This window comes from Pseudomonas sp. S35, assembly GCF_009866765.1.
In the GTDB taxonomy this organism is placed as follows: domain Bacteria; phylum Pseudomonadota; class Gammaproteobacteria; order Pseudomonadales; family Pseudomonadaceae; genus Aquipseudomonas.
Genome location: NZ_CP019431.1, coordinates 2,582,978 through 2,608,251, shown reverse-complemented (window position 1 = coordinate 2,608,251; position 25,274 = coordinate 2,582,978). Strand labels below are relative to the sequence as shown.

The 25,274-nt window shown below is 61.4% G+C and carries 19 protein-coding genes and 1 pseudogene; 12 read left to right on the top strand and 8 right to left on the bottom strand.

Going from position 1 to position 25,274, the window contains the following annotated elements:
* Positions 1-79: 79 nt before the first annotated feature.
* From PspS35_RS11855 to PspS35_RS11845, 3 genes are all read right to left on the bottom strand, one after another.
* Positions 80-1,330 carry a glycoside hydrolase family 68 protein gene (locus PspS35_RS11855; protein WP_159934633.1) on the bottom strand — a complete coding sequence of 417 codons (1,251 nt, stop codon included), beginning with the start codon at positions 1,328-1,330 and terminating at the stop codon, positions 80-82.
* A gap of 251 nt (positions 1,331-1,581) precedes the next feature.
* Entirely contained in the window at positions 1,582-2,520 is a 939-nt protein-coding gene (locus tag PspS35_RS11850; protein WP_159934631.1) for a pectate lyase, read from the bottom strand.
* Positions 2,521-2,760: 240 nt separating this feature from the next.
* Positions 2,761-4,260 (bottom strand): CoA-acylating methylmalonate-semialdehyde dehydrogenase, encoded by a 1,500-nt coding sequence (locus PspS35_RS11845; RefSeq protein WP_159934629.1) that lies wholly within the window; start codon positions 4,258-4,260, stop codon positions 2,761-2,763.
* Positions 4,261-4,368: 108 nt separating this feature from the next.
* On the opposite strand from PspS35_RS11845, the gene PspS35_RS11840 reads away from it, so the two are divergent.
* The 4 genes from PspS35_RS11840 (at position 4,369) to PspS35_RS11825 (ending at position 8,064) form a co-directional block, all read left to right on the top strand.
* Positions 4,369-5,307, top strand: coding sequence for a LysR family transcriptional regulator (locus PspS35_RS11840; RefSeq protein WP_159934627.1), 939 nt, complete (start codon positions 4,369-4,371; stop codon positions 5,305-5,307).
* A gap of 68 nt (positions 5,308-5,375) precedes the next feature.
* Positions 5,376-6,308: an ornithine cyclodeaminase family protein gene (locus PspS35_RS11835; protein ID WP_159934625.1), complete on the top strand. Its 933-nt coding sequence runs from the start codon at positions 5,376-5,378 to the stop codon at positions 6,306-6,308.
* Positions 6,305-7,438: an FAD-binding oxidoreductase gene (locus tag PspS35_RS11830; RefSeq protein WP_159934623.1), complete on the top strand. Its 1,134-nt coding sequence runs from the start codon at positions 6,305-6,307 to the stop codon at positions 7,436-7,438. The genes PspS35_RS11835 and PspS35_RS11830 overlap by 4 nt, the downstream gene beginning before the upstream one ends.
* Positions 7,438-8,064, top strand: a complete 627-nt coding sequence (locus PspS35_RS11825; RefSeq protein WP_159934621.1) for a PAS domain-containing protein — start codon at positions 7,438-7,440, stop codon at positions 8,062-8,064. The genes PspS35_RS11830 and PspS35_RS11825 overlap by 1 nt, the downstream gene beginning before the upstream one ends.
* 71 nt (positions 8,065-8,135) lie before the next feature.
* Here PspS35_RS11825 and PspS35_RS11820 read toward each other — a convergent pair.
* A pseudogene (locus PspS35_RS11820) lies at positions 8,136-8,906 on the bottom strand (lysine/arginine/ornithine ABC transporter substrate-binding protein).
* Positions 8,907-9,156: 250 nt separating this feature from the next.
* On the opposite strand from PspS35_RS11820, the gene PspS35_RS11815 reads away from it, so the two are divergent.
* Positions 9,157-10,839: an AMP-binding protein gene (locus tag PspS35_RS11815; protein ID WP_159934619.1), complete on the top strand. Its 1,683-nt coding sequence runs from the start codon at positions 9,157-9,159 to the stop codon at positions 10,837-10,839.
* A gap of 26 nt (positions 10,840-10,865) precedes the next feature.
* Here PspS35_RS11815 and PspS35_RS11810 read toward each other — a convergent pair whose 3' ends face one another.
* The 4 genes from PspS35_RS11810 to PspS35_RS11795 all read right to left on the bottom strand — a co-directional run bounded on the left by PspS35_RS11810 (position 10,866) and on the right by PspS35_RS11795 (position 16,899).
* A complete protein-coding gene (locus PspS35_RS11810; RefSeq protein WP_159934617.1) occupies positions 10,866-11,225 on the bottom strand; it encodes a hypothetical protein in 360 nt (119 codons plus the stop codon).
* A 2-nt stretch (positions 11,226-11,227) separates the two neighbouring features.
* A complete protein-coding gene (locus tag PspS35_RS11805) occupies positions 11,228-12,217 on the bottom strand; it encodes a hypothetical protein (RefSeq protein WP_159934615.1) in 990 nt (329 codons plus the stop codon).
* 243 nt (positions 12,218-12,460) lie between these two features.
* Positions 12,461-14,515: a TonB-dependent receptor gene (locus PspS35_RS11800; protein WP_159934613.1), complete on the bottom strand. Its 2,055-nt coding sequence runs from the start codon at positions 14,513-14,515 to the stop codon at positions 12,461-12,463.
* 218 nt (positions 14,516-14,733) lie between these two features.
* Positions 14,734-16,899, bottom strand: a complete 2,166-nt coding sequence (locus PspS35_RS11795; protein WP_159934611.1) for a TonB-dependent siderophore receptor — start codon at positions 16,897-16,899, stop codon at positions 14,734-14,736.
* A gap of 110 nt (positions 16,900-17,009) precedes the next feature.
* Here PspS35_RS11795 and PspS35_RS11790 point away from each other — a divergent pair, with 110 nt between their 5' ends.
* The 7 genes from PspS35_RS11790 to PspS35_RS11760 all read left to right on the top strand — a co-directional run bounded on the left by PspS35_RS11790 (position 17,010) and on the right by PspS35_RS11760 (position 25,109).
* Entirely contained in the window at positions 17,010-18,182 is a 1,173-nt protein-coding gene (locus PspS35_RS11790) for an MFS transporter (RefSeq protein WP_159934609.1), read from the top strand.
* Positions 18,183-18,218: 36 nt separating this feature from the next.
* Positions 18,219-18,734, top strand: a complete 516-nt coding sequence (locus PspS35_RS11785; protein WP_159934607.1) for a sigma-70 family RNA polymerase sigma factor — start codon at positions 18,219-18,221, stop codon at positions 18,732-18,734.
* Positions 18,735-19,703: a FecR domain-containing protein gene (locus tag PspS35_RS11780; protein ID WP_159934605.1), complete on the top strand. Its 969-nt coding sequence runs from the start codon at positions 18,735-18,737 to the stop codon at positions 19,701-19,703. It begins immediately after the preceding gene.
* Between the two features lie 102 nt (positions 19,704-19,805).
* A complete protein-coding gene (locus PspS35_RS11775; protein WP_159934603.1) occupies positions 19,806-22,169 on the top strand; it encodes a TonB-dependent receptor in 2,364 nt (787 codons plus the stop codon).
* Positions 22,170-22,189: 20 nt separating this feature from the next.
* Positions 22,190-23,329, top strand: coding sequence for an ABC transporter substrate-binding protein (locus tag PspS35_RS11770; RefSeq protein ID WP_159934601.1), 1,140 nt, complete (start codon positions 22,190-22,192; stop codon positions 23,327-23,329).
* Positions 23,326-24,360: an iron ABC transporter permease gene (locus PspS35_RS11765; protein ID WP_159934599.1), complete on the top strand. Its 1,035-nt coding sequence runs from the start codon at positions 23,326-23,328 to the stop codon at positions 24,358-24,360. The genes PspS35_RS11770 and PspS35_RS11765 overlap by 4 nt, the downstream gene beginning before the upstream one ends.
* Complete coding sequence (locus tag PspS35_RS11760) at positions 24,354-25,109, top strand: ABC transporter ATP-binding protein (protein WP_159934597.1); 756 nt, start codon at positions 24,354-24,356, stop codon at positions 25,107-25,109. Before PspS35_RS11765 ends, PspS35_RS11760 begins: the two co-directional genes overlap by 7 nt.
* Positions 25,110-25,274 lie beyond the last annotated feature (165 nt).

Sequence of the window (25,274 nt, the reverse complement as noted above, 5' to 3'; positions counted from 1 at the left end):
AGCCAGTGGGAGGGGCTTGCCCCCCTCCCACATTGGATTGGTTTACACCTGATAAATCAGGCTGGCTTTTGCACTGCGGTCACTGGCTCAACACCACATCCCGCATCGCCGGAATGTAGCCGTAGTCATAAGCCTCCTGCACAAACGAACGATCACCCTTCAACACGATCCTGACCGTCGGTGCCTCGGTGCCGCCGATGCGATAGTCATCGCCGGTGGTGGGCACGCTGTCGATAAACGACGTCACCAGGCCGTTGGGCATCACGCAGTGAGAGTACGTCTGGAACGGCTGCGAAGGCGGGTTGCCAAGTACCAGCCCCGACGCATTCATCAGCGTATAGGGGCCGAACAGATGATCACTGACGAACCCATAGACGCCATCCGGCCCCGTCACGCCATCCGCATAGGTGAACTTGTGGCTGATGGTAAACAGGTAGTACTTGTTGTCCTGGAACACATAGTGCGGCCGTTCGGTCTGGTCGTTCACGCCAACGGCCGTGACCAAGGGCGGCAGGATTTCCCACTCGTCACCGTTGAGGTCCTTGGCCACGGCAATGCCGATGCACCCCACCTGATAACGCGCACCCCCCACATCTTCATGCCCTGGCGGCACCAGACCTATTTCATTCGGGCCCACGTCGTGAGTCCCGCGCTCCCCGGCCACATTGCCTTCGAACACCATGTACAACTTGCCATCGACGGGATCGATAAAGGGGCTGGGATCGCGAAAGTTCCAGGTCGCATTCTGCGCTTCGGTTTGGTAGTAGGTGCCGTCGGCATCGAACAAAGACTTGACCTGATCAAAGCCCTGGAGCGTGACACCGGTGTCCGACGTGACAACCTGGCCCCTGACTTTGGCAATCGTGGCACCCGGCGTGACGCAGGTGTAGTACAGGTCGATGTCACCGTTGTTATTCAACAGAATCGGCGTGCCCGCCCATTCACGGGTGGTCGGCGAAACCCCTTCGGCCATGACACGGCCGCCGAAGATCCAGTCTTTGCCGGTGCGCGAATACCAGTAGCAGATACGCGCATGACCATGGCGGTCTTCCCAATCGCGCTTGATGTCGTAACGGCCATCGGCATTGATAAATTGTGGATCATGGGGGCGACGGTCGGCGGTCAAGGTGAAGATCACCGACCAGCCATTCACCGATACCACCGTGCCATCCAGTTCACGCAATGGCATGGTGTCCCAAATAAAGACCGTGTCACTCATGACAGGAAAGTCAGGACTCACTAACGGCTGTGTCGTCGTCGGGTCATTCTCATTAACTTTCAGCGCATCGGCCCGTGTCCAGCGAGTGGGTGTGTGATTCGCATGTTTCATGATGATGTCCTTTTGCTAACGCTTAAGTGACAAGCGAAGATTAAATAGCACCTGGCAGCCAGCAACTTAATACTGACTGAAAGAGCAAGGGATAGTTGACCCCGCAAGTGCACACCAAGGTTTAACATGGGCACTTGCTTATAGCAACATTAAGAATTATTCATATTACAAAGGCCATCACTGTATTTATATCCTTGATATAAATACAGTGGCACTTGCAATAAATGACAGCTCAGTAGAAAGCTAGCTACTCAACTACCGAATACCAGCGTCCCAGCCTGGGCGCCGGCATTCTTCTGTGTGAAGTCCTTGGCTTGCGCCGCCGTCTTCAAGGTATAGGCGTAGTTGGAAGTTGCCGTCCATTGTGCTTTGGGTGACTTCTGGTTGGTGATCGGCGGCACACTGTTTGTATCAGTGAACGTCCCGGTACCTTTGTCATCCAACATGCCTTTATTTTGGCTGCCTTCGCCAAAATAGTTGCTTTCAGAGAGGATATTGGCGTTCTGTGCGAGGGTAAAACCGAGATGGAAGTTATTGACGTAGTTGTTATACACATGGAAATAACCGTAACGCATCAAGCCGGGCGCGCGTACTTCCATGTTGTCGAAGCGGTTATGGCACAACGTCAGGCGCGGATAACCGTTGAACTCTGCCTTATTATCATCCGCCGGATGCCCGAAAATCAGCCCGTACTTGTGGCTGCCAAAGAAGCAGTTGCTGATGGTGGCATAATCGGCTTTTTCACCGATATACAGCAGCTTGTCTTCACTGCCGTCAGTGGTGGACCAGGCGTGCCCAACAAAAGAGCAATGATCGATCCAATACTTGCTGCCATAGTTCAAGTACACCTGAATATCGTCATTGGCCTTAATGCTCGCCGAATGTTTGAAGATAATATTCTGCAGAATAATGTTCTGCGACTGCGCGGTTGCACGCAGGTGAATATTCTCCAAAGTACGGTTCTGGAATGAACCAATCAGGGTCTTGTTGGCACCCATGTTGACTTTGGTCAAGCTCGACGCCGAGATATTGCTGTTGATCACCAACACCCGTGGAGTGGTGTCGCCAATGTTGGCCTTGAGTTGATCCAGCGTGGTGATACTGACCACTTGGCCAGACCAGCCGCCGGTGACTTTTGCCGCAAGGGCGAAACCGGTCAGGCCGGCGAGTTTGCTTTCTGGATAAGACATGAGTTCCCTCTCTCGATAAAAACGGCTCGGTTTGACGAGCCTGTGCATTAAGTTAATCCGTTAACTTGCACACAGTGTTGGGCGTGGCTGATGTGGCCATCCTGGGTTGGTCAGCGCTTAAACACTGTGTTTATATACAGTATTCGTCATTCACCTAACCGTCAACCCTTATGCGGACAAAAAAAATGTGGGAGGGGGCAAGCCCCGTCCCACATAGGTTCTGCTGTGTTCGTTTATCCGTTACTTGGACACCGGCATCGCAAACTCAGCGCCCTGCTCGATGCTCTCCGACCAGCGCTGCATGATCGACTTCTGCTTGGTGTAAAAGCGCACACCCTCAGTGCCATACGCATGCATGTCGCCAAACAGGCTCTTTTTCCAGCCACCAAACCCGTGCCACGCCATCGGCACCGGGATCGGTACGTTGATGCCGACCATGCCCACTTGGATGCGCCGTGCAAATTCGCGGGCGATGTTGCCGTCGCGGGTGAAGCAGCTGACGCCGTTGCCGAACTCGTGGTCGTTGACCAGCTTGATCGCCTCGCCAAAGTCGTTCACCCGCACACAGGCCAGGACCGGGCCGAAGATTTCTTCGCGGTAGATGCTCATGTCTTGGGTCACATGGTCGAACAGCGTCGCGCCGAGCCAGAAGCCATTTTCCAGACCCGCTTCGGTGGGCACATAGTCACGCCCGTCCAGCAGCAGTTGCGCGCCGGACTGTACGCCTTGTTCGATGTAGCCGCTGATGCGCTCCAGCGCGGCGCGGGACACAATCGGGCCCATCTCGGCCTTGAGGTCACGGCCGTCGGTGATGCGCAGTTGCTTGGCACGTTCGGTCAAGGCTGCGATGACTTTGTCACCCGCATCGCCAACCAGCACAGCAACCGAGATCGCCATGCAGCGCTCGCCAGCACTGCCGTAGGCAGCCCCCATCAGCGCGTCGACGGTTTTCTCGATGTCAGCGTCAGGCATCACCACCATGTGGTTTTTCGCGCCGCCCAGGCCCTGCACACGCTTGCCGTGGCGCGCACCGGTTTCGTAGATGTATTGGGCAATCGGCGTGGAGCCGACGAAGCTCACAGCCTTGACGTCCGGGTGTTCGATCAGCGCGTCCACTGACTCCTTGTCGCCCTGCACCACGTTGAACACGCCTTTGGGCAGGCCGGCTTCACGCAGCAACTCGGCCATGAACAGCGAGGCGCTTGGGTCGGTAGGGCTTGGCTTAAGGATGAAGGTGTTACCCGCCGCGATGGCGATCGGGTACATCCACATCGGCACCATCACCGGGAAGTTGAACGGGGTGACGCCGGCCACGACGCCCAACGGTTGGCGCAGGGTCCAGTTGTCCATGCCTCGGGAGACCTGGTCGGAGTGTTCGCCCTTGAGCAGGTTGGGGATGCCGCACGCGAACTCAAGAATATCGATACCACGGTCCACTTCGCCCTGCGCGTCGGTGAAGACCTTGCCGTGCTCAGCGACGATGATGCGTGCCAGGTCGTCCTTGCGCTCACGCAGCAGGTGCAGGTACTGGAACAGCACGCGGGCGCGGCGGATCGGCGGGGTGTCGGCCCAGCCGTCGAAGGCGGCTTGGGCAGCGGCAACGGCTTCGGACACGGTCTGGCGGCTGGCCAGCGCAACACGCCCGGTTTTTTCGCCGGTGGCCGGGTTGTAGACGTCCTGATAGCGATCATCGCGGCTTACGCGCTGGTCGTTGATGTAGTGCTCGATTGTAGTTGTCATGGCAGTCGATCCAGGTGGGTAGCGTTGCAACACACGATAGGCTTTCGCTTTGTTCCAAACCAGAGCAGAATCCTGAACTTATTGTCCACACACACGAACAATACACCTATGGAAAAATCCGAGATCGAAGGGCTGTGGACCCATATCCACTGGCTCTCAGTGCTGGAAGAACAAGGCACCTACACCGCGGCGGCTGCGCGCTTGGGGGTGAGCAAATCGGCAGTGAGCCAGCGCATCTGCGACCTGGAGAAGGCCACCGGCACGCAATTGGTCACACGTACCACGCGCAGTGTGCGGCTGACCGATGCGGGGCTGTCACTGACACGCGAAGTGCGCAGCGCCTACGCGCAGATCGCCCGCAGCTTCTCATCAGTGCGCGACTCTGTCGGGGAGATTCGCGGGCTGGTGCGCCTTACCGCTCCCGTGGCATTTGCCCGACAGCAGTTGGTGCCGCATCTGTCGGAATTTTTGCAGCGGTACCCGCAGGTACGTATCCAGCTGGATGTGTCCGATGCGCTGAGCTCCCTGGCCGCCGAGGGTTACGACCTGGCCGTGCGCCACGGCTTCCAGGTGCCGGAAACCCACGTCGCCTGGAAACTCTGCGACACCGGCTCGGTACTGGTCGCCACCCAGGATTACCTGCAGCGCCACGGCGAACCCCACGAACCCGGCGATCTGTCCACGCACAACTGCCTGTTCTACCCACGGGGCACCGACCAGCCCGCCTGGACCTTCGAGCGCGGCAGTAAAAGCATCGAACGCCTGACCGTGCCCATCGCCGGCAGCTTCGCCACCAATAACAGCGAGGCGTTGCGCGATTCGGCGCTTAATCACCTGGGCATCGCCCTCCTCCCCGACTTCAGCGCCCATGCCGCGCTGGCCAGTGGCAAGCTGGTGCAGGTGCTGAAGGACTGGACGCTCAAGGGCGCGTTTGCCAATGAGATCTACCTGATTCGGCCGTACTCGCCCCATGTGCCGAAGTCGGTGAATGCGTTGGTCAGCTATTTGAAAGAGAAGCTGTCGGATGGGTTTCGCTTCGCGGGTTGAGGTTTATCGCTTGATCGGCAGGACTAAAAGTCCATAATGGACAAAATAGTTCAGTCGCGGAGATTTCCATGCCCAGCACACCTCAAGTGATCAACCACGCCCAGGCTCGCCAAATGCTCGCCCAAGTCGATGTGGTGCAGGTCCTGCGCAAGCTGTTTCGCGACCTGGCCGCCGGGCATGCGGTGCAGCCGCCGCAACAGCTGGTGGCGTTCCCGCAGGGTGCTGGCGATTTCATCAACTACTTGGGGGTGCTGGCCGAGGACGGCGTGTATGGCATGAAGACCTCGCCCTACATCGTGCGTGAGCAAGGCCCGTTGGTCACCGCCTGGACGCTATTGATGTCGATGCAAACCGGTGAGCCACTGTTGTTGTGCGATGCCGCCGAACTGACCACCGCACGCACGGCCGCGACCACGGCCTTGGCGGTGGATGCGTTGGCGCCACAGGCGGCGCGGCGGCTGGCGATTATCGGCAGCGGCAAGGTGGCGCAGGCGCATCTGCATTACGTGAAAAATCTGCGGGACTGGCAAAGCATCAGCTTCTTTTCGCCAAGCCTGGTCGGTAAAACCTGCGAGTTGCAACGCCTGGACTCACGCGTGAGCATCGCGTCGACATGCGCTGGCGCCGTGGAGGACGCCGACGTGATCCTGCTGTGCACCTCATCGGCCGGCCCGGTGATCGACCCGGCGCGCTTGAGCAAGCCGGCGCTGATCACCTCCATCAGCACCAACGCCCCACGCGCCCACGAAGTACCCCCCCAGAGCCTGAATGACATGGACGTGTTCTGCGATTATCGCCAGACCACCCCAGGTTCGGCCGGTGAAATGCTGATCGCCGCCGAACAACACGGCTGGAACCCGAGCGCCGTCGTGGGCGACCTGCCCGAACTGCTCAGTGAAAAGCTGCAGCGCCCTTCCTACAACCGCCATGTGTTTTTCCGCTCCATCGGCCTGGGCCTGGAAGACATCGCACTGGCCAACGCACTCTGGAGACAGCTATGAGCCACGCAGATTTCATCATCATCGGCGGCGGCATTGCCGGCGCGTCCACGGGTTTCTGGTTGTCGCCCCACGGCAAGGTGCTGGTATTGGAGCGTGAAACCCACCCGGCGTATCACTCCACCGGTCGCTCGGCGGCGCTCTATACCGCTGCGTATGGCACGCCTCAGGTACGCGCGCTGACCCTGGCCAGTCGTGAGTTTTTCGACCATCCGCCCGCCGGTTTCTGCGAACACCCGCTGCTCACGCCACGCGGTGAAATGACCGTGGACTTCGTCGGCGACCCGGCCGAATTGACCGCGCAATACCTCAGCGCCAAGGCCACCGTGGCGCAAGTGGAACAACTGAGTGCGGACGAGGCATGTGCGAAACTGCCGATCTTGCGCCGCGAAAAAGTCCACGGCGCGATCTATGACCCCACCGCCAGCGACATCGACACCGATGCCCTGCACCAGGGCTACTTGCGCGGTATCCGCCGCAACGGCGGCGAAGTGCGCACCGACAGCCACGTGCTAAGCCTGAGCCGGGATGCGGACGGCGTGTGGCATGTGCAAACCCAACACGAAACCCTCACCAGCCCGATCCTCATCAACGCCGCCGGCGCCTGGGCCGACCATATCGGCGGGCTGGCCGGCGCTGCGGCCATTGGCCTGCAACCCAAGCGCCGCTCGGCCTTTATCTTCGCCGGCCCTGAAGGCCTGGACAGCCACGCCTGGCCGATGCTGGTAGCCCTCGACGAAGCCTTTTACATGAAACCCGATGCCGGCATGTTCCTCGGCTCACCGGCCAACGCCGACCCGGTCGAACCCCAGGATATCCAGCCCGAAGAGCTGGACATCGCCATGGGCATCTACCAGATCGAAGAGGCCACCACCCTGACCATCCGCCGCCCCACGCGCACCTGGGCCGGCCTGCGCAGCTTTGTGCATGACGGCGATTTGCTCTCGGGCTTCGACCCGCAGGTACCGGGGCTGTTCTGGGTGGCGGCGCAAGGCGGTTATGGCATCCAGACCTCGCCGGCCATGGGCCAGGCCAGTGCGGCCCTGGTGCGCGGCGTGCCGTTGCCAGAGGCGCTGACCCGGTTCGGCCTGGACGCTGGTATGCTCTCCCCCGCCCGCCTGGAGCCCCATTGATGACCACTGCCGAACCCGATAAAGCCTTACAGAACTTTCGTGCGATTGCCGATGCAATCGCCACGTTGTTTTTCCCCCACGCCGAAGCGGTGCTGCATGACCTGCGCACGCAAAAAGTCGACTACATCGCCAATAACCTGTCGAAACGTGCCATTGGCGACGACTCGGCGCTGGAAGACATGCTCAGCGATGACGTGAGCGAGGTGAATATCGGCCCCTACGAAAAGCTCAACTGGGATGGTCAGAAAATTCGCAGCCTGAGCACCGTGCTACGCGACACCAAAGGTCGGCCCCTGGCGGTGCTGTGCATCAACCTGAATATTTCACTGTTCGAAAACGCCAAAGCGGCGCTGGACCTGTTCCTATCGCCGAGCAAGCTGATCCCGCAACCGGACGCGCTGTTTCGCGATGACTGGCAGGAGCGCATCAACACCTTCCTGCATGCCTGGATGCGTGAACGCCAGTTGAGCCTGAACCTGCTGACGCGCGACCACAAACGCGAACTGGTGCTGGCCCTGCACGCCGAAGGCGCATTCAAGGGCAAGAGCGCCTCGAACTATGTGGCCAATGTGCTGGGCATGGGGCGGGCGACGGTCTACAAGCATTTGAAGGAACTGAAGGGCTGAACCCTCAGTCAGGGTTGGGTTTAGTGGCGAGCGGGGCTTGCCCCGCTCGCCACAACAGCAGCTGCGTCGCATCAATCGCCGTAGATATCGGCCTTGAAGTATTGCTGCGAAATCTTCTGGTATTCGCCACTGGCGCGGATGCCGTCAATGGCCGTATTCAACTCGCTGACCAGCGCCTCGTTGCCCTTGCGCACCGCAATCCCCGCGCCCTCGCCCACGTATTTGGGGTCTTTGAGCTCCGGCCCGACAAAGGCGTAGCCCTTGCCCCGTGGCATCTGCAGGAAGTCGTTCAAGGGAATGGTGTCGGCAAAGATCGCGTCCAGGCGCCCGGCCGCCAGGTCCATGTAGATTTCTTCGTTATTGCTGTAGCGCTTGACGTTGATGCCCTTGGGTTCAAACACCTCGGTGGCTTAGCGATCGGTGGTGGTGGCGCGCTGCACGCCAATGCTCTTGCCCTTGAGGCTGGCGTACTGGTCGTCAACCACCGCGCCGTCCTTCATCACCAGGCGCGAGGAGGTGAAATAATACTTGTGGGTGAAATCCACTGATTTCTTGCGGTCTTCGTTGATAGTCATGGACGACAGGGCCATGTCGATTTTCTTCACCTTGAGGGAAGGAATCAGCCCGTCGAACTCACCTTCGACCCACACGCACTTGACCTTCATCTGCGCGCACAACGCATTACCGATGTCGTAGTCGAAGCCGACGATCGTGCCTTCCTGGGTCTTGGACGCGAACGGTGGGTAGGCCGCCTCGATGCCGATGCGCAGGGTTTTCTCGGCGGCCAGCGCATGGCCGGAAGCGATCAGGGCCAGGGCGGTGATAAGCAAGCGTTTCTTCATGGGTGATCTCGCAAGTTGTTGTTGGTTTGGCAAGAGAGAAGAAAAATGCAGCGGGAACTTTTGTACTTATAATTCCATACTGGACTTTTGTGTATTGATCGTCAATCCACCCTCGACCACCCATGACTTTTTTGCACAACGCACCGGTGTTTTTGGGCGTTCATCTCCAGATTTATGCGTGCCTATACTCGGTCCAGCCTGCCGGTTCAGCCGCAGGCCGTCCCTACAACAATAATCAAGGACACCGACCATGACGCACCCCTTCCTGGCCGCCCGGGATTTCCTGCTCGCCCATCGCACCGACTACGCCACCGCCGCCCGCGACTTCCGCTGGCCGCAGTTGGATGCGTTCAACTGGGCCCTGGACTACTTCGATGTGATGGCCGAGGGCAATTCGGCCAACGCGCTGTGGATCGTCGAAGAAGACGGCAGCGAGCAGCGCTACAGCTTCCAGCAGTTGGCTGAGCGCTCCAACCAGGTGGCCAACCATCTGCGTGCCCTTGGTGTACGGCGTGGCGAACGGGTGTTGCTTATGCTCGGCAACGATGTGGCGCTGTGGGAAACCATGCTGGCCGCATTCAAGCTTGGCGCGGTGGTGATCCCGGCCACCGCCCTGCTGAACGCCGATGATCTGCGCGACCGCATCGAGCGCGGCCAGGTGCGTCATCTGGTGGTCGGTGAGGCGCATGTCGGCAAGTTCGACGGCTTGGGCGATGGCTGCACTCGCATCTGCGTGGGCACGGCGCCCGCTGGCTGGGTCGCGCACAATGCCGCGCTTGAATACCCCGAGCAGTTCGACGCCGCGGGCCGCACCCTGGCCACCGACCCGATGCTGCTGTATTTCACTTCTGGCACCACTTCCAAACCCAAGATGGTGCTGCACAGCCACCAGAGCTACCCGGTCGGGCACCTGTCGACGATGTACTGGATCGGCCTGCAACCGGGCGATCTGCACCTGAACATCTCGTCTCCAGGCTGGGCCAAGCACGCCTGGAGCTGCCTGTTCGCGCCGTGGAATGCCGGCGCGTGCATCTTTATCCACAACGTCGCGCGGTTCAGCGCACCGGCCTTGCTGACGGCGCTGGAGCAATACCGCGTGACCAGCCTGTGCGCGCCGCCCACGGTGTGGCGCATGCTGATCCAGGAAGACTTGGCCAGTCACAAGACGCGCCTGAACCTGCGTGAATTGGTCGGCGCGGGCGAACCGCTGAACCCGGAGATCATCGAGCAGATCCAGCAGGCCTGGGGCTTGCCGCTGCGTGATGGCTTCGGTCAATCGGAGACCACAGCCCTGGTCGGCAACACCCCTGGCCAGTTGCTCAAGCCGGGCTCTATGGGCCGCCCGCTACCGGGCTATCGCGTCGCGCTGCTCGACCCCGACGGCGTGCCTGCCACCGAGGGCGAAGTCGCGCTGCCCCTGGATATTCGCCCACTCGGTTTAATGATGGGCTACGAAGACAGCCCGGAAAAAACCGCCGAAGTGATGCGCGACGGTTACTACCGCACCGGCGATACCGCGCAGATCGACAGCGACGGCTACATCACCTTCGTCGGCCGCGCCGATGATGTGTTCAAGGCCTCCGACTACCGCATCAGCCCGTTCGAACTGGAAAGTGCGCTGATCGAACACCCGGCCGTGATGGAAGTCGCCGTAGTGCCCAGCCCCGACCCGCTGCGCCTGGCGGTGCCCAAAGCCTTCCTGATCCTGGCCCACGACGCCCCCGGCAGTGCCGAGTTGGCCAGGCATATCCTGGCCTTCGCCCGCGAACACCTGGCGCCGTACAAGCGCGTGCGGCGCATCGAGTTTGTCAGTGAACTGCCCAAGACCATTTCCGGCAAGATTCGCCGGGTGGAATTGCGGCAGATGGAAGTGCTGCGTCGCCAAGGGGAGACGCGGGGTGAACAGGAGCATTTCGAGGAGGATTTTTCCTGAGCCGATACCCGGTATTGAGCGGGCTGTCAGCGGTACCAGACGTTCCAGATAATTATGCTGGCAAACCATATGAAGCCGAAATTGATCGGCCACAACGCCCAGCGCTTGAGGGATAAGGGGATGGCGGCCAGTTCGGCTTCGGTCACATCCCCTCGCTTGATATGGGTCTTGGGCATTGCCAACAATTGACTGATCAAGAGCATGCGATAAAACCGGTCGATATGCGTATTTCGGCCCCAAAACCGCTTGTTATCGCAGACCACTTTGTTCTCGCTGAAGTAGCTTTCCAACGCTTCGAGCTTTGTGTATTCGACGTAGAAAGACAGTCCCGAACCAATCAGCGCCCCTGCAAATATAAAGATCGTAAAGACGAGATAAAAATCCATGATTAGGCGCCTTCTGGTTGAAAGATCAAATCACCGTCGATCTCTAGGATTTGGCCGCCAAGAAACGAACCGCGAGCGCCAGCTACATCGCCCCCTACATACCCTCCCGCAGCACCGCCAATAACAGCACAAGCCAGCTCACCGTTTCCTTTAGCGGCAACACCCAAAAGGAGCGTACAAGCGCGACGGGCTAAATGTGAACCGAACTTCCCACCCCAATAAGCGCCCGCCACGCCGCCCACCAATTTCCCCGACTCCACATATTTCGCCCGCCGACACTGCATCTCCCGCCCGTCCACACACGCCTCCTTGATCTCCAAACCTGCAACGCCCACATCCAGCGCCAACCCCACATACGTCCCCTTCCCCAACCACTTCGACGTCTGCGCAATCGCCCGCATCCGCTGCGCATACCCGGCGATCTCGCCCTTGCGCAAATAGCTTTTGGTTGAAATCCCGAGCACCGTCTTCAACGCCTGATTGCCCCGCAACCCCGTGCCAAATCGTGCAGCGCCCTGCAACTGCGTTTCCAGCAGCCCAAACAGCACCTGGCGCTGGCGAAAAAACACTTGCCGGTCCAGGCCGCCGTCCCGCAAACGCTGATGCAATCGCTCGATCTCCTCTAGGGTATGCACCACTTCGTCCAGATGCCGCGACCACGCCGATGTGGCGCTGCCTATCCCCAACGAGCTGTAACCCAGAAGGCTCTGCAGCAAGTCATAGTCATTGACCACCCGGGTTCCGGCAGCACTCTCCAGTTCCCGGCGAATCGCCTCAGCCTGACGCACCAACCAGGCTTCCTCCATCGAACAGGTGACGCTGTAAGCATCGGGAATAACGACCAACTGCCCAGGCGTCACCAGCCCATGGCGCAGATGATGATTCAACACGTCGAAATGGGCCGAACGTTCCCGGCTAATGCCGCCGCCCATCAAGCGGGATTTCAGGCTGTGATAGTCCGTCGTGCGGTCGTTGATGTAGCCCTGCGCCATGCCCTACATCCCTGGATGCAATGAAGATGGCGTCGAAATATAAGCAAGCGAATGCTCCCCGGACACAAGCACAGGGGGTCTGAATTACATTTGGGAAGTTGCCTACATTGCAGGAAGGAGTCACCTACAGAAATGCCGCACTTGGACCTTAGCGGACAACTGCCCCATCATTCGGGCAGTGCCGCCAAGCTGCTTTGCGACCGCGCAAAACCGGTCACGCGCAAGCAGTGAACGCGGTGCCGCTTACAGGTCGTAACGCAACGCCATGCCAAAGGTGCGCGGCGCGCCGGCATCGATGATTTCGTCATCGCGGTTGTTGGTGACGTAGCGCTTGTCGAAGGCGTTTTTCACGAAACCCGACACAGCCACGTTCTTGGTGACTTTGAATTCGCTGCTGAAGTTAGCCAGCACGTAGTTGTCGCTCCTACGCTCGCCGCTGACCTTGCCCGCCGCATCGAATTCGTACGCGGAAGGCGCACTGCTCTGGTATGTCACGTCAGTGTTGAAGGTCAGGCGTTCGTTGAAGCGATAGATGCCGCCCACCGAGGCCTTGTACTTGGGCGAGTAGTAGAATGCTTCGCCGCTGCGGTCCTGGCCGTTGCCGACGGTGAAGTCCTTGTACTTGCCATCGGTGATCGCGCCACCGAGCGTCAGCGTCAGTTGCTCGCTGAGGTCTTTCTCGATGAACACTTCCAGGCCCTTGATATCACTGCGACCGGCGTTGTACACGTTGATGACGTTGCTGTTGGCTTGCCGCACGCTGACCTGCTGGTCTTTCCAGTCGGTGTAATACAGGTTCGCTCGGGCGCGCAGGGTGTCTTCAAGAAATGAACCGCGGTACGACAGCTCATAGTTGGTGGTGTATTCCGGGTCATACGACTCGTGACCGCTGCCGGAGCGCACGTTCACGCCACCGCCGCGATAACCTTTCTGCACCATGAAGCCCAGGTACTGGCCGGTGGCGAGTTCGTAGTTGATGCCCAGTTTTGGCAGCACGGCCGCGAACGACTTTTTGACCTTGGCAGCATCGGACAGGTCGTCCTGCTTGATGTCGGTGTCGTTGGTTTCGTGGTCGTAGCGCAGGCCGGTAACCAGGGTCCAGCGCGGGGCAAAGGTCCAGTCGACCTCACCGAACAGCGCCTTGTTTTCGATGACCGTGTCGCCTTTGACCGTGACCGCCAGTACGTTATCGAACAGCAGTCGGTCGTGGAAATTGTTGGTGTTGTGGCCGTAGTAGGCGCCGACGAAACTTTTCACGGTGTCCGAGCTGTAGTTCAGGCGCAGCTCCTGGCCGAACAGGTTGCCATCCTGTTGGCGCCGGATGACTTCATTGGCGTCGGCGGTCTGGTCGAAGTCCAGGCGGTTGGTGTAATTGGACCGGGTGTTGGTGGTCAGGCTGGTCAGCGACCATTGGTCATCGAGGCGGTAGTCGAGCTTGGCGCTGACGGTGTCCTGGTTGAGGTTGTCGAATGCCTGGGTATCGGAGGACACCTTGTAGTAGCGGACTTTGTCCGGCGTGCGGATGACCGAGTTGTCACCCTGGCGGTGCTCGCTGTGGGCGTAGGTCAGCAACACGTCAAGGTCGTCGTTGGGCAGGATCAACAGCTTGCCGCGGGCGTTGCTCGTGCGGTGCGGGTTGGCATCCTTGCCGAGGGCGATGTTGTCTATGTAACCATCGCCATCTTGATAGTCCAAGGCGATACGCCCTGCGATCTTGTCATCGACAAGGCTGCCGCCGCCGGCCACCGCTGCGCCTTTTTCACCGTAGTTGCCCACGTTGGTTTGCGCCGAAAAAGTCGGCTGGAACGTCGGGTTACGAGTCTGGATCACCACCGCGCCAGCCAGGGAGTTGCGCCCCTGAGTGGTGGATTGCGGGCCGAGGAAGACTTCGACCTGTTCCACATCCCACAAGCCGGTGGGGCTCAGGGTCAGGGTGCGGTTGGGCTGCACCGCGCCATCGACATACACTGAAACGGCGCCGTTGAGGGTGGCCGGGCCCTGGTCATCGAAACCCGACACCGGCACGCCGCGAATGCCCCAGTTCTCGTTGCCGGCCTGGCTATACACACCCGGCGTACGCGCGAACACATCGACCAGGCTGTGATCGGCTTTGTCCCGCAATTGTTGCTCGGTCACGACCACGACGCTCGATTGGGTCTGCTCAAGGGAGCGGTTGATTTTTTCGCCGCTGACCGTGATCGGCGCGATTTCCATCGTGTCGGGCTCGGCAGCCCATGCCCCTGAAGCCAGGCATACCGACCCGACCGCCAACGCAATTGTGTGCTTTTTGAAATTCACGCCCTGCTCCCCTGCCACCCATCATTATTGTTTTTTGCGGCGGGCTGAAGGCAGCCAAACGCCAGCGGGGCGGAGTCTAAGGGATAAAAAATCCAAAGTGAACATAATTGATAAGCGATCTCATTTGAGACAGCTACGCATTCACGTATCAGCTTGAATACATTAGCGTAACGCTGGCCGCCCGCTAAAAGGCGGCCCCAACGCCCTTTGCGCCGACCTTAGAAATCCACCGTGGCCGACAACTGCAACGTACGCGGATAACCCGGCGAAAACGCGCCATACGAGGCCACGCCCGACCAATACTCACGATCAAACACGTTCTGCAGCGTGGCGCGGAACGTGGTCGGCCGCCCTTCTATCTTCGTTGCATAACGCGCGCCTGCATCAATGCGCGTCCAGGAATCCAGTGCCTGGGTATTGGCCTGGTTGACGTATTGGCTGTCGGTATAGATCGCCCCGCCGGTGAGGGTAAAGCCTTGCAGCCACGGGGTGTCGTACTCGGCCCACAGGTTGGCCTGGATATCCGGCACGCCCACGGGTTTGTTGCCCCGGTTGGCGGCCGTGGCGGACTTTGTCAACTCGCCATCGAGAAAGGTCACGCCGCCCATCAGGCGGGTACCCGGCGCCACTTCGCCGTAAACACTCAGCTCGACGCCACGGTTGCGCTGTTCGGCCTGCACCGAATACACACCGTTGGCCGCCAACTCACCGCTGGGCTTTTCGATCTGGAACAACGCCACGGTGGTCATGAAGGTGCCGTGTTCGTACTTCACGCCCAGTTCGTGTTGCTTGGATTCATACGGCGCAAAGGTTTCGCCGGCGTTGCTCGCCGTGCCGGGCGCGATATCGCCCTTGCTCAGGCCCTCGACATAGTTGTAATAGAGCGACACGTCATCCCACGGCTTGACCACCACACCCACCAACGGCGTGGTGGCGTTGTCTTTGTAGCGGGAAGTGACCGCGCCGGTGGCGTTGTAGTTGCGCGACTCAATGGCTTGGCGTCGCACGCCCAGGGTCAGTTGGATACGGTCATCCAGAACGCCCAGGGTGTCGGTCAGGGCTACGCCAGACAGCTGCGATTCGGAAATGCGCAGCACCTTAGGCGTATTGATGGTTTGCTCGGGGCGGTCCACCGGGTGGTAGATATTGGAGCGAATGATCGTGCCGTTGTTGATGCCCCTGGACAGCTCGTCCTGGTAACGGGTCGCCATCAACGTGGTGGTGTGGGTCACCGGGCCGGTGGCGAACAGTGCGCGCAGGCCCACATCGGCCGTGGAGCGGTCGACATTGAACTTGTAATAGCCCGGGGTGTTTTCGGTGTCACCGGCGTCGTTGACGATACGCGGCACCTGGTCGGACATGCGCTTCACATCCGACCGGCCACCACCGGCATGGGCGAACACGGTGAGCGAGTCGTTCAGGTCATATTCGCCGCCGAGTAACACCGACTGCTCCTTGGTGTCTGACCAGCCCCACTTCTGCGGCAGGCTGGTGCGACCGTTCGGTGCGGAGGGCACGTCCACACCCGGCTCGATGGTGAACGGCCGCGAAGCGCCCTCCCAGCTTTCTTTCTGGCTGATGTAGTCGAGGTTCAGACGCAGCCGCTCGCCGCGATAATCCAGGGCAATAGCGCCGATGCCAACGTCGCGGTGCTGGTCGTCGACGGCCGTGTCGCCACCTTGAAGGCTGCCGTTGAAGCGCACGCCAAACTGATTTTCCTCACCGAAACGCCGGCTGATATCGAGGTGGCCGCCCACTTGGGTGTCGGAGGCGTAGCTGCCGGTAAAGCGCGTCAGGTCTTGATCCAGCGGGCGCTTGGGCACGATGTTGATCACCCCGCCGACGCCGCTGTTGGGCGAGATGCCGTACATCAACGCACCCGGCCCCTTGAGCACTTCGACGCGTTCGGCGTACTCGGTAAACGCCCGGTAGTTGGGCGCCACGCCATACACGCCGTCATAGGCCAGCTCGCCCAGATTGCCCTCGCCAATGGCAAAGCCGCGCACGAAAAACGAGTCGACAATCCCGCCGGTTTGCCCGGTCGAGCGCACCGATGGGTCGCGTTCCAAGGCATCGGCCACGGTCACGGTTTGCAGGTCGGCGAGGGTCTTGGCGGTGTAGCTGGTGACGCTGAACGGCGTGTCCATCACGTCCTTGTTGCCCAACATGCCCAGGCGCGCACCCCGCGCCACCTGGCCACCGGCGAGCACCGCGGGCAAGTCGGTGGGGCCGCTGTAGCGGGCGTTGACGTTGGTCGCATCAAGGGTCAGGCTTTGCGCGCTGTCGTCGCTCGACTCGGCGCTGGCGGCCCAAGCGTTGCCGCTGGCAGCAGCGACAATCAAGGCAGTACGGATGGCGAGGGTTAACCGGCTGGCAACAAGCATGGCGTCAGGGTCCTTTCATCGAGAGAGCTGGGGAATTACTCCTGATGCCAGCCGACGCGCAAAAAAGTATCAACCCCACCGCGCATTTTTTTGAACACTGAGATTGAAGCATGCCACCGACCCGCGTCCTGATTGCCCTGCTGTTCGCGATCCAGCTTGTGTCCATGGGCGCGATGGAAATGAGCGGCCCGTTTTGGCCCGTCCACCTGCGCGGGTTGACCACCTCCGACGGCCTGTTCAGCTTCGCCAGCGTTGCGGTGTACGTGGGCCCGATGCTTGGCATCCTGCTGACCAGCGCATTCTGGGGCCGCATCGGCGATCGTTATGGCCACAAGCTGATGATGATCCGTGCACTGGCAGGACTGACCCTGACCCAGTTGGGATTGGCGCTGTTCAGCGACCTCTGGGCAATCCTGGCCCTGCGCTTTTTGCAGGGTGCATTTGCCGGCTATATCGCCCCGGCCCAGGCCTATGGCGTGAGCATCGAGGTACCGGCGCGGCGGGCGCGGCTGTTTGCGATCCTGCAGATCTCCACCAATGTGGGCTCGCTGTTGGGCGCGGTGGTCGGCGGCTTGATCCTCGACCACGCGACGTTTTTCTGGATCAACCTCAGCGCCGCTGTGCTGTGCGCGGTGTGCACGCTGGTCGCGGCGATAACCCTGCCCGATGTACCGCCGGTGAAAAAAACCGCGACCGCAGCACAAGGCGGCGCCTGGCAGGTGTCTGCCCTGCTGCCACTGTTGTTCGTGATGGGCATTCTGCTGTTGGCGCGGTTGCTGCCGCAGACCTCATTCGCGCTGTATGTGAGCGCAACGTTCTGCGCCAGCAACGCCTTGGTCGGTCTGTGCTACGGCCTGCTGGCCCTGGGCTTTATCCTGTCGGCGACCGCATGGGCACGCCACTTCGAAGGTCGCACCCCAACCGACACCTTGCGCCGCCTCACCTGGGTGATACTCGGTTGCATCGCGCTGACCGCCGTAGCAGGGCTCACCCGTAACCCACTGGTGTTCGTACTCACCTATTTCCTGTGGGGCGTGCTGCTGGGCGCGACCACGCCGGTGCTGATGGCCTTGATCTCGAAAACGGCCGACAGTGCGCAACAGGGTCACGTACTGGGCATCGCCCAGGGCACCGCGCAATTTGCCTCGATCGCCGGCATCTCGGCCGGCGGCCTGCTCAGCCAGGTGTATGGCTTGGCGTACACCTACCTGTTTGTGTGCATGGCCTACGCCGCCGCGCTGATTGCGATTCTCGCGTTGCGCTACCGCAGGGTTTCCCCTTAGCATTGGGAATACTTCTCAATTGCACGGTTGCGCGCCATGAGCGAAAGCCTCCCCGCCGATAACACTCACCACCTGCGCGCGATCGAAGCCCTATACAACGGCCATCACGGCTGGCTGTACGCCACGCTCAAACGCAAACTCGGCAACGCTATGGATGCAGCGGATCTGGCCCAGGACACCTTCACCCGGATCCTGGCCTCCCAGGTCACGGTGATCGACCAGCCACGCGCCTACCTGAGCTGCGTGGCCAAGGGCATCCTGGTCAATTGGTACCAGCGCAAGGCCCTGGAGCGTGCATACCTCGACGCCCTCGCCAACGTACCGCTTCACGAGGTGCCGTCGCCAGAGGCGCACTTCATGGTGTTGGAGACCCTGCACGAAATCGACGCGATGCTCGACGCGCTGCCGCCGCTGGTGAAGCGGGCGTTCCTGCTGTCGCAGCTCAACGGCCTCAAGTACCAGGACATCGCCGAGCAATTGGGCGTGTCGCTGATCACCGTCAAACGCTACATGAAACAGGCGTTCGTGCAGTGCCTGCTGCTGGTCGAATAGATGCCCGGCCTGCGCACAGCCCCGCCGCTGCCCACGGAGGTTCTCGAAGAAGCCGCCGAGTGGCTGATGCGCCTGAGCGAGAGCGAACTGAGCGACAGCGAGCGCGCCGAGTGGGAACGCTGGAAAGTCAGCAGCCCCGAGCGTGATCGCGCCTGGGCACGGGCGCAATTGCTGCAAAGCAAGCTCGGTGGCCTGCCGCCGTCCCTGGCGATGTCGGCACTGGATCGCCCCAGCCACCCGGAACGCCGCGCCGCCCTGGGCAAGCTCGCGCTGTTGCTGGCGTTGATGCCGGTGGGCTGGGGCAGCTGGAAACTGGCGCAAACCCAGCAATGGACCGCCGACTTGCGCACCCGCGTAGGCGAGCGCCGCGAGCTGACCCTGGCCGATGGCTCACGCATCACCCTCAACACCGACACCGCCATCGACGTGCTGTTCGACAGCCAGCAACGCCTGGTGCACCTGCGCGAGGGCGAAATCCTGGTGCAGACGGCGCAGGACGCGTCCCGCCCGTTCCTGGTCAGCACGCGCCAGGGCCGCATGCAGGCCCTGGGCACACGCTTTACCGTGCGCGAACTGAGCTCGCGCACCCACCTGGCCGTGCTCGACGGCGCCGTCCAAGTGGTGCTGGCCGACAACCGCCAGAACGCGCCGCTGATCGTCAATGCCGGGCAACGCACGGACTTCTCCGCGCAGCACTTTGGCGCACTGAACCCCGCTGACCGCAACGTCGGCGCCTGGGCCCAAGGCATGCTGATGGCCGATAACATGCGCCTGGCGGATTTCGTCGCCGAGCTCACGCGCTATCGCCACGGTTTTGTGCGCTACGACCCGGCCATTGCCAACCTGCGCATTTCCGGCGCGTTTCCCATCAGCGACACCCAGCGCACCTTGAACATGCTGGTGCAGACCTACCCAGTGCTCGCCAGCGCTCATTTGAACGGGTATTGGGTCACCCTCTCGCCGGCCTGAGCAGGCGCGAAAAATAAACTGCGCGGCGGCTGATACTTTTTCCGATCTCGGCTGGCAAACACACAGAACCCCTTTTACCTCCCGTCCATAGGGCCGCCCTCCATGCTTGTGATTCGCAGCGCGCTGTTCAGCCTGGCAATGGCCAGTGCCGCCCTCGCGGCCGAGCCAGCGCAACTGGATACGCTGGCAGTGCGCGCCTACCACATTGCACCCGGCCCACTCGGCGCCACGCTGTCGAGTTTTGCCGTGGAAGCCGACATTGCCCTGTCATTCCTCCCGGCCCTTACCGCAGGCCTGACCACTCCAGGCCTGTCCGGCACGTATTCGACCCAGGAGGCGGTTACGCGCCTGTTGGCCGGCAGTGGCCTGGAGATGGTGCTGCGCAACGATGGCAGCTACACCCTGGTGCTGCGTCGGGTCACGCTGTCGGACACCACGGTCAGTGCCGCCGAGCAACCCGCCAGCAGCCTGCCGCCGCTGTACTCCGGCGGCCAGGTGGCCACGGGCGGGCGCCTGGGGATGCTGGGCAACACCGACGTGATGGATGCGCCGTTCAGTGTCAGCACCTACAGCGCAGCGCTGATCAAGGACCAACAGGCGACCACCGTCGGCGATGTGTTGGAGCGCGACTCCTCGGTGCGCTCCACCGGGCAGACCGGCGGCATTGTCGACTCGTTTTTCATCCGTGGGTTTCCGGTCGGCGAAGGCAACCTTGGCGAACTGGCGTTCGACGGGGTGTACGGCGTGGCGTCCAACTACCGCGTGTTCACCGAGTACGCCGAGCGTATCGAAGTGGTCAAGGGCCCCGGCGCGCTGCTCTACGGCATGTCACCCAACAGTGCCGTGGGCGGGGTGATCAACGTGGTGCCCAAGCGTTCCCTGGACGAAGACTTGACCCGCTACACCGTCAGCTATGCCCAGGATGCCCACTTCGGCAATCACCTGGACATCAGCCGGCGGTTTGGCGAAGAGCGGCGCTTCGGGGTACGCCTCAATGGCAGCGTACAGGGCGGCGACACGGTCATCGACGCGCAGTCCCGCGAGGTCAGCCTGGGCGCCCTGTCCCTGGACTATCAGGGCGAGCGCCTGCGCAGCAGCCTGGACCTGATTGCCCAGCAAGAGGCATTTGACGCCGCGTCACGGCCGTTCCTGATCGCCTCCGGCGTGGCCATTGCGTCTGCCGCCAACGGCCGTACCAACGTGAGCCAGGCCTGGGGCTGGTCCCGGACGCGGGATAAATCCGCGCTGCTCAGTGGCGAGTACGACCTCAGCGATTCACTCACCGTGTTCGCCCACGCCGGCGGCGGCAAGTCGGCCGTGGCACGTCTGTCCGACCAGACCCCGACCATCGTCAACAGCGCCGGCGATACCTCGTCGGTCCCCGGTTATTACCGCTTCAACGTGCAGCGCTACACGGTCGACGCCGGTGCGCGGCTGCGCTTTGACACCGGGCCGATCAGCCACAGCAGCGCCGTGCAGGTCTCGCGGTATCGCGATGAATTGTCACGCGGGATCATTTCCGGCGCTGCTGTGTTGTCGAACATCGACCACCCCGTCGATCGCCCCAAGCCGTCGATTGCCAAGCCCGCCGCCCCCAAAGTATCGGCCAGCGAATTGTCCGGCGTGGCCATCGCCGACACCCTGTCGGTGCTCGACGAGCGCGTCCAGGTCACCGTGGGCCTGCGCCAACAGCGCATCCGGTCCAACAACTACAACCGCGCCGGTGCCGTGACCACGGCCTACGACGACACCCAGAGCACCCCGCTGTTCGGCGCGGTGCTCAAGCCATGGGAGCATGTGGCGCTCTACTACAACTACCTCGAAGGCCTGAGCAAGGGAGACGTGGCGCCGTCCAATGCCGCTAACGCTGGCGAGGTGTTTGCGCCCTACGTTTCAAAACAGCACGAGGTCGGAGTCAAGCTCGACTACGGCACCTTCATGGCGACCCTCGCGCTGTTCCAGATCCAGAAGCCGAGCGGCGAACTGGCCTCAGGCACGTTCTCCGTACAAGGCGAACAACGCAACCGTGGCCTGGAGCTGAGTGTGTTTGGCGAAGTCGCCCAGGGCACGCGCCTGCTCGGTGGCGTGACCCTGCTGGAGGCGGCGCTGACCAAGACCGCCATTGCCGCCAACCAGGGCAATACCCCAGTGGGCGTGCCCAAGGTGCAAGCCAACCTCTGGGCCGAATGGGACACCCCGTGGGTTGAAGGCCTGACGCTGACCAGCGGCGCGATCTATACCGCCAGCCAATACGTCAACCAGGCCAACACCCAGCAGCTCGATCCCTGGATCCGCTTCGACATCGGCGCCCGCTACAGTACGCGCATCGCCGAGCGGCCGACCACATTGCGCGCCACGGTGCAGAACCTGTTCGACCGCGAATACTGGTCGGGCGTCGCCTCCTACGGCGCGTTTTCCCAAGGTTCACCGCGCACCCTCCTCCTCTCGGCCACGGTCGATTTCTGACACCTGCAAGGGCTTAACTCATGGTTTCGATTATTCGACGCGGTCACGTCCTGGCAGCGCTGCTGTTCACCGGCTGGCTGGGGGTGTGCCTGCCGGCATGGGCGGCACTCACCACCGTCACCGATCTGCTCGGGCGCCAGGTCCAGGTGAACCTGCCGGTGCAGCGGGTGATTCTCGGCGAAGGCCGCCAGTTGTACCTGCTGGCCGCACTGGACACGCAAAACCCTATCGAACGCATCGTCGGTTGGCGCAAGGACCTGATCCAGTCCGACCCGGACACCTACAACGCCTACCTGCGCCAATTCCCCGCCATTGCCAACATCCCCACCTTCGGCGGCTTCGAAGACGGCACCTTCGACATCGAGCAAGCCATCTCCCAGCGCCCCGACGTGATCATCCTCAACATCGAGGCGCAACACGCCACAGAGGATGCACGCTATATCGAGAAGCTCGACGCCCTGGGCATCCCGGTGGTGTACGTGGACTTTCGCAACCAGCCGATGACCCACACCGAGCCGACCATGCGCCTGTTCGGCCAGTTGTTCGGCAAGGAGCAACGCGCCGAGGATTTCATTGCGTTTCGCAACCAGCAGATCCGTCGTGTGACTGACGTGATTGCAGCGCAACAACCGGCGCGTCCGGCCGTGTTCATCGAGCGGATCGGCGGCTATACCGACGATTGCTGCCTGAGTTTCGGCAATGAAAACTTCGGTCTGTTCGTGGAGATGGCCGGCGGCAACAACATTGCCAAGGGCGTCATCCCCACGACCTTCGGCCAGTTGAACCCCGAACAGGTGATCGTGGCCAACCCCGACCAGGTCGTCGTCACCAGCGCCAACTGGGAGGCTTTCGCCCCAGGCGGGCATTGGGTCGGTGTCGGCCCCGGTGCCGACATGGCGCAAGCCCGGCACAAGCTCGCGTGGTACACCCAGCGCCCGGCCTATGCGGGGATCAAAGCCCAAGAGACTCAGGCTTTTCACGCCATCTGGCACCAGTTCTACAACAGCCCGTATCAGTTCGTGGCGATCCAGCAATTGGCCAAGTGGTTTCACCCCAGCCTGTTTGCCGACCTGGACCCAGAGGCCGGGTTTCGTGAACTGCATGAGCGGTTTTTACCGGTGCCCTATGAACCGGGTTACTTCGTGAGCCTGAAGCCATGAGCCTCCTCACCTACCGCAGCCTGGTGGCACGCAAGCGCCTGGTCCTCAGCGCCCTGGCCATGCTGTTGCTGTGCAGCGTGCTGCTCGACCTGGCCCTGGGCCCGGCGCGCTACAGCCTCAGCGAAGTGCTCGGCGCCTTGTTTTCGCCGGACAGCGCCGCGCCGCAAGTGCGCGTGGTGATGTGGGACATCCGCCTGCCCGTGGCGCTGATGGCGGTTGCCGTCGGCGCGGCGCTCTCCCTGGCCGGCGCGCAAATGCAGACCATCCTCAACAACCCGCTGGCCAGCCCCTTCACCCTGGGTATTTCCGCCGCTGCCAGTTTCGGCGCGGCTATGGGCCTGGCATTTGGCGTGGCGTTGTTTCCGTTGGCAGCGCAGTACATGGTGCCGGTCAACGCGTTCATCATGGCCATGCTCTCGGCGCTGCTGATTCACTTCCTGAGCCTGCGCCGGGGCGTCACCGCCGAAACCATCGTGCTGCTCGGCATCGCCCTGGTGTTCACCTTCAACGCGCTGCTGGCGCTGGTGCAGTTCTTTGCCACCGAGCAAGCCGTGGCGGCAGTGGTGTTCTGGACCATGGGCAGCCTGACCAAAGCCACCTGGCCCAAACTGGGGGTGATCTGCCTGATCATCCTGATCACCGCGCCGATTTTCGCCCGCCGCGCCTGGGCCATGACCGCCCTGCGCCTGGGCGATGACAAGGCAGCGAGCTTCGGCATCAACGTGCGCCGCCTGCGTTTCCAGACGTTGATCATGGTCAGCCTGCTCGCCGCGTTCCCGGTAGCGTTTGTCGGCACCATCGGTTTTATCGGGCTGGTGGGCCCGCACATTGCGCGGATGTTGATTGGTGAAGACCAGCGCTTCTTCCTGCCCGCCTCGCTGCTCACCGGCGCATTGATTTTGTCGGCCAGTTCGGTGGTCAGCAAAACCCTGATTCCGGGGGCGATTTTTCCCATCGGTGTGGTCACGTCATTGATTGGCGTGCCGTTCTTCATCTCCCTGATCCTGAGCGGGAAGAAAAACTCATGGTGACCCTGCAACTGGAAAACCTGGGCGCTCGTTACGGCCAGCGCACCATCATCAGCGGCGTGACCACGGCCGCCTTTACCGGTGGCCAGGTGGTCGCAGTGGTCGGCCCTAACGCGGCGGGCAAATCCACCCTGTTCAAACGCATCGCCGGGCTGATCGACGGGCCGGGCCAAGTGGTTTTGCACGGTTCGGAAAAAGGCGCCCAGGCCATCAGCTACATGCCCCAAGGCCTGAACGGCAGCGCACGGTTGACGGTTTACGAATCGGTGCTGCTGGCGCGCAAGCAACTGTCACCAGGTTGGGCGGTGCACGATGCCGAACTCAAGTTAGTCGATGACATGCTCGACGCCCTCGGCATCACCGCCCTGGCCTTTCGCAACCTCGGTGAACTCAGCGGCGGGCAACAACAATTGGTGTCCATCGCCCAGACATTGGTGCGCGAACCCGATGTGCTGCTGATGGACGAACCCACCAGCGCCCTCGACATGCATCGCCAGGTGCAGGTGCTGAACTTCATGCGCAGCCTGGCCCGCCAGCGCGAGGTCATTGTGTTTATCGCCCTGCACGACCTCAACCAGGCGCTACGCTTTGCCGATCAAGTGCTGGTGATCGCCGACGGCACCGCGCAGGGCAGCGGGCCGAGCCATGCAGTGATCAATGAAGGGATGCTGCGGGCGGTGTACCAGGTTGAGGCGCGTATCGAGCGTTGCAGCCGCGGGCAGCCGCATATTTTGATCGATGGCATTGTGTGAATAAAAAAGCTCGGTGGCCCACGGTGAGGGTGTGTCGCCGTTGGGTTTCACCGCTGTCAGCCACCCAATCCTGTTGAATCCTTGCCTGATCCTCTGAACATCACCGGTATCGGATAGATACCCCTTGCATCGTGGTCTAGAGTTCGACGATGGGCGACTTCTGGT

What these genes read in the sequence shown, in the direction of transcription:
- PspS35_RS11855 (WP_159934633.1), bottom strand. Translation starts at nt 1,330, where the DNA reads ATGAAACATGCGAATCACACACCCACTCGCTGGACACGGGCCGATGCG.
- PspS35_RS11850 (WP_159934631.1), bottom strand. Translation starts at nt 2,520, where the DNA reads ATGTCTTATCCAGAAAGCAAACTCGCCGGCCTGACCGGTTTCGCCCTT.
- PspS35_RS11845 (WP_159934629.1), bottom strand. Translation starts at nt 4,260, where the DNA reads ATGACAACTACAATCGAGCACTACATCAACGACCAGCGCGTAAGCCGC.
- PspS35_RS11840 (WP_159934627.1), top strand. Translation starts at nt 4,369, where the DNA reads ATGGAAAAATCCGAGATCGAAGGGCTGTGGACCCATATCCACTGGCTC.
- PspS35_RS11835 (WP_159934625.1), top strand. Translation starts at nt 5,376, where the DNA reads ATGCCCAGCACACCTCAAGTGATCAACCACGCCCAGGCTCGCCAAATG.
- PspS35_RS11830 (WP_159934623.1), top strand. Translation starts at nt 6,305, where the DNA reads ATGAGCCACGCAGATTTCATCATCATCGGCGGCGGCATTGCCGGCGCG.
- PspS35_RS11825 (WP_159934621.1), top strand. Translation starts at nt 7,438, where the DNA reads ATGACCACTGCCGAACCCGATAAAGCCTTACAGAACTTTCGTGCGATT.
- PspS35_RS11815 (WP_159934619.1), top strand. Translation starts at nt 9,157, where the DNA reads ATGACGCACCCCTTCCTGGCCGCCCGGGATTTCCTGCTCGCCCATCGC.
- PspS35_RS11810 (WP_159934617.1), bottom strand. Translation starts at nt 11,225, where the DNA reads ATGGATTTTTATCTCGTCTTTACGATCTTTATATTTGCAGGGGCGCTG.
- PspS35_RS11805 (WP_159934615.1), bottom strand. Translation starts at nt 12,217, where the DNA reads ATGGCGCAGGGCTACATCAACGACCGCACGACGGACTATCACAGCCTG.
- PspS35_RS11795 (WP_159934611.1), bottom strand. Translation starts at nt 16,899, where the DNA reads ATGCTTGTTGCCAGCCGGTTAACCCTCGCCATCCGTACTGCCTTGATT.
- PspS35_RS11790 (WP_159934609.1), top strand. Translation starts at nt 17,010, where the DNA reads ATGCCACCGACCCGCGTCCTGATTGCCCTGCTGTTCGCGATCCAGCTT.
- PspS35_RS11785 (WP_159934607.1), top strand. Translation starts at nt 18,219, where the DNA reads ATGAGCGAAAGCCTCCCCGCCGATAACACTCACCACCTGCGCGCGATC.
- PspS35_RS11780 (WP_159934605.1), top strand. Translation starts at nt 18,735, where the DNA reads ATGCCCGGCCTGCGCACAGCCCCGCCGCTGCCCACGGAGGTTCTCGAA.
- PspS35_RS11775 (WP_159934603.1), top strand. Translation starts at nt 19,806, where the DNA reads ATGCTTGTGATTCGCAGCGCGCTGTTCAGCCTGGCAATGGCCAGTGCC.
- PspS35_RS11770 (WP_159934601.1), top strand. Translation starts at nt 22,190, where the DNA reads ATGGTTTCGATTATTCGACGCGGTCACGTCCTGGCAGCGCTGCTGTTC.
- PspS35_RS11765 (WP_159934599.1), top strand. Translation starts at nt 23,326, where the DNA reads ATGAGCCTCCTCACCTACCGCAGCCTGGTGGCACGCAAGCGCCTGGTC.
- PspS35_RS11760 (WP_159934597.1), top strand. Translation starts at nt 24,354, where the DNA reads ATGGTGACCCTGCAACTGGAAAACCTGGGCGCTCGTTACGGCCAGCGC.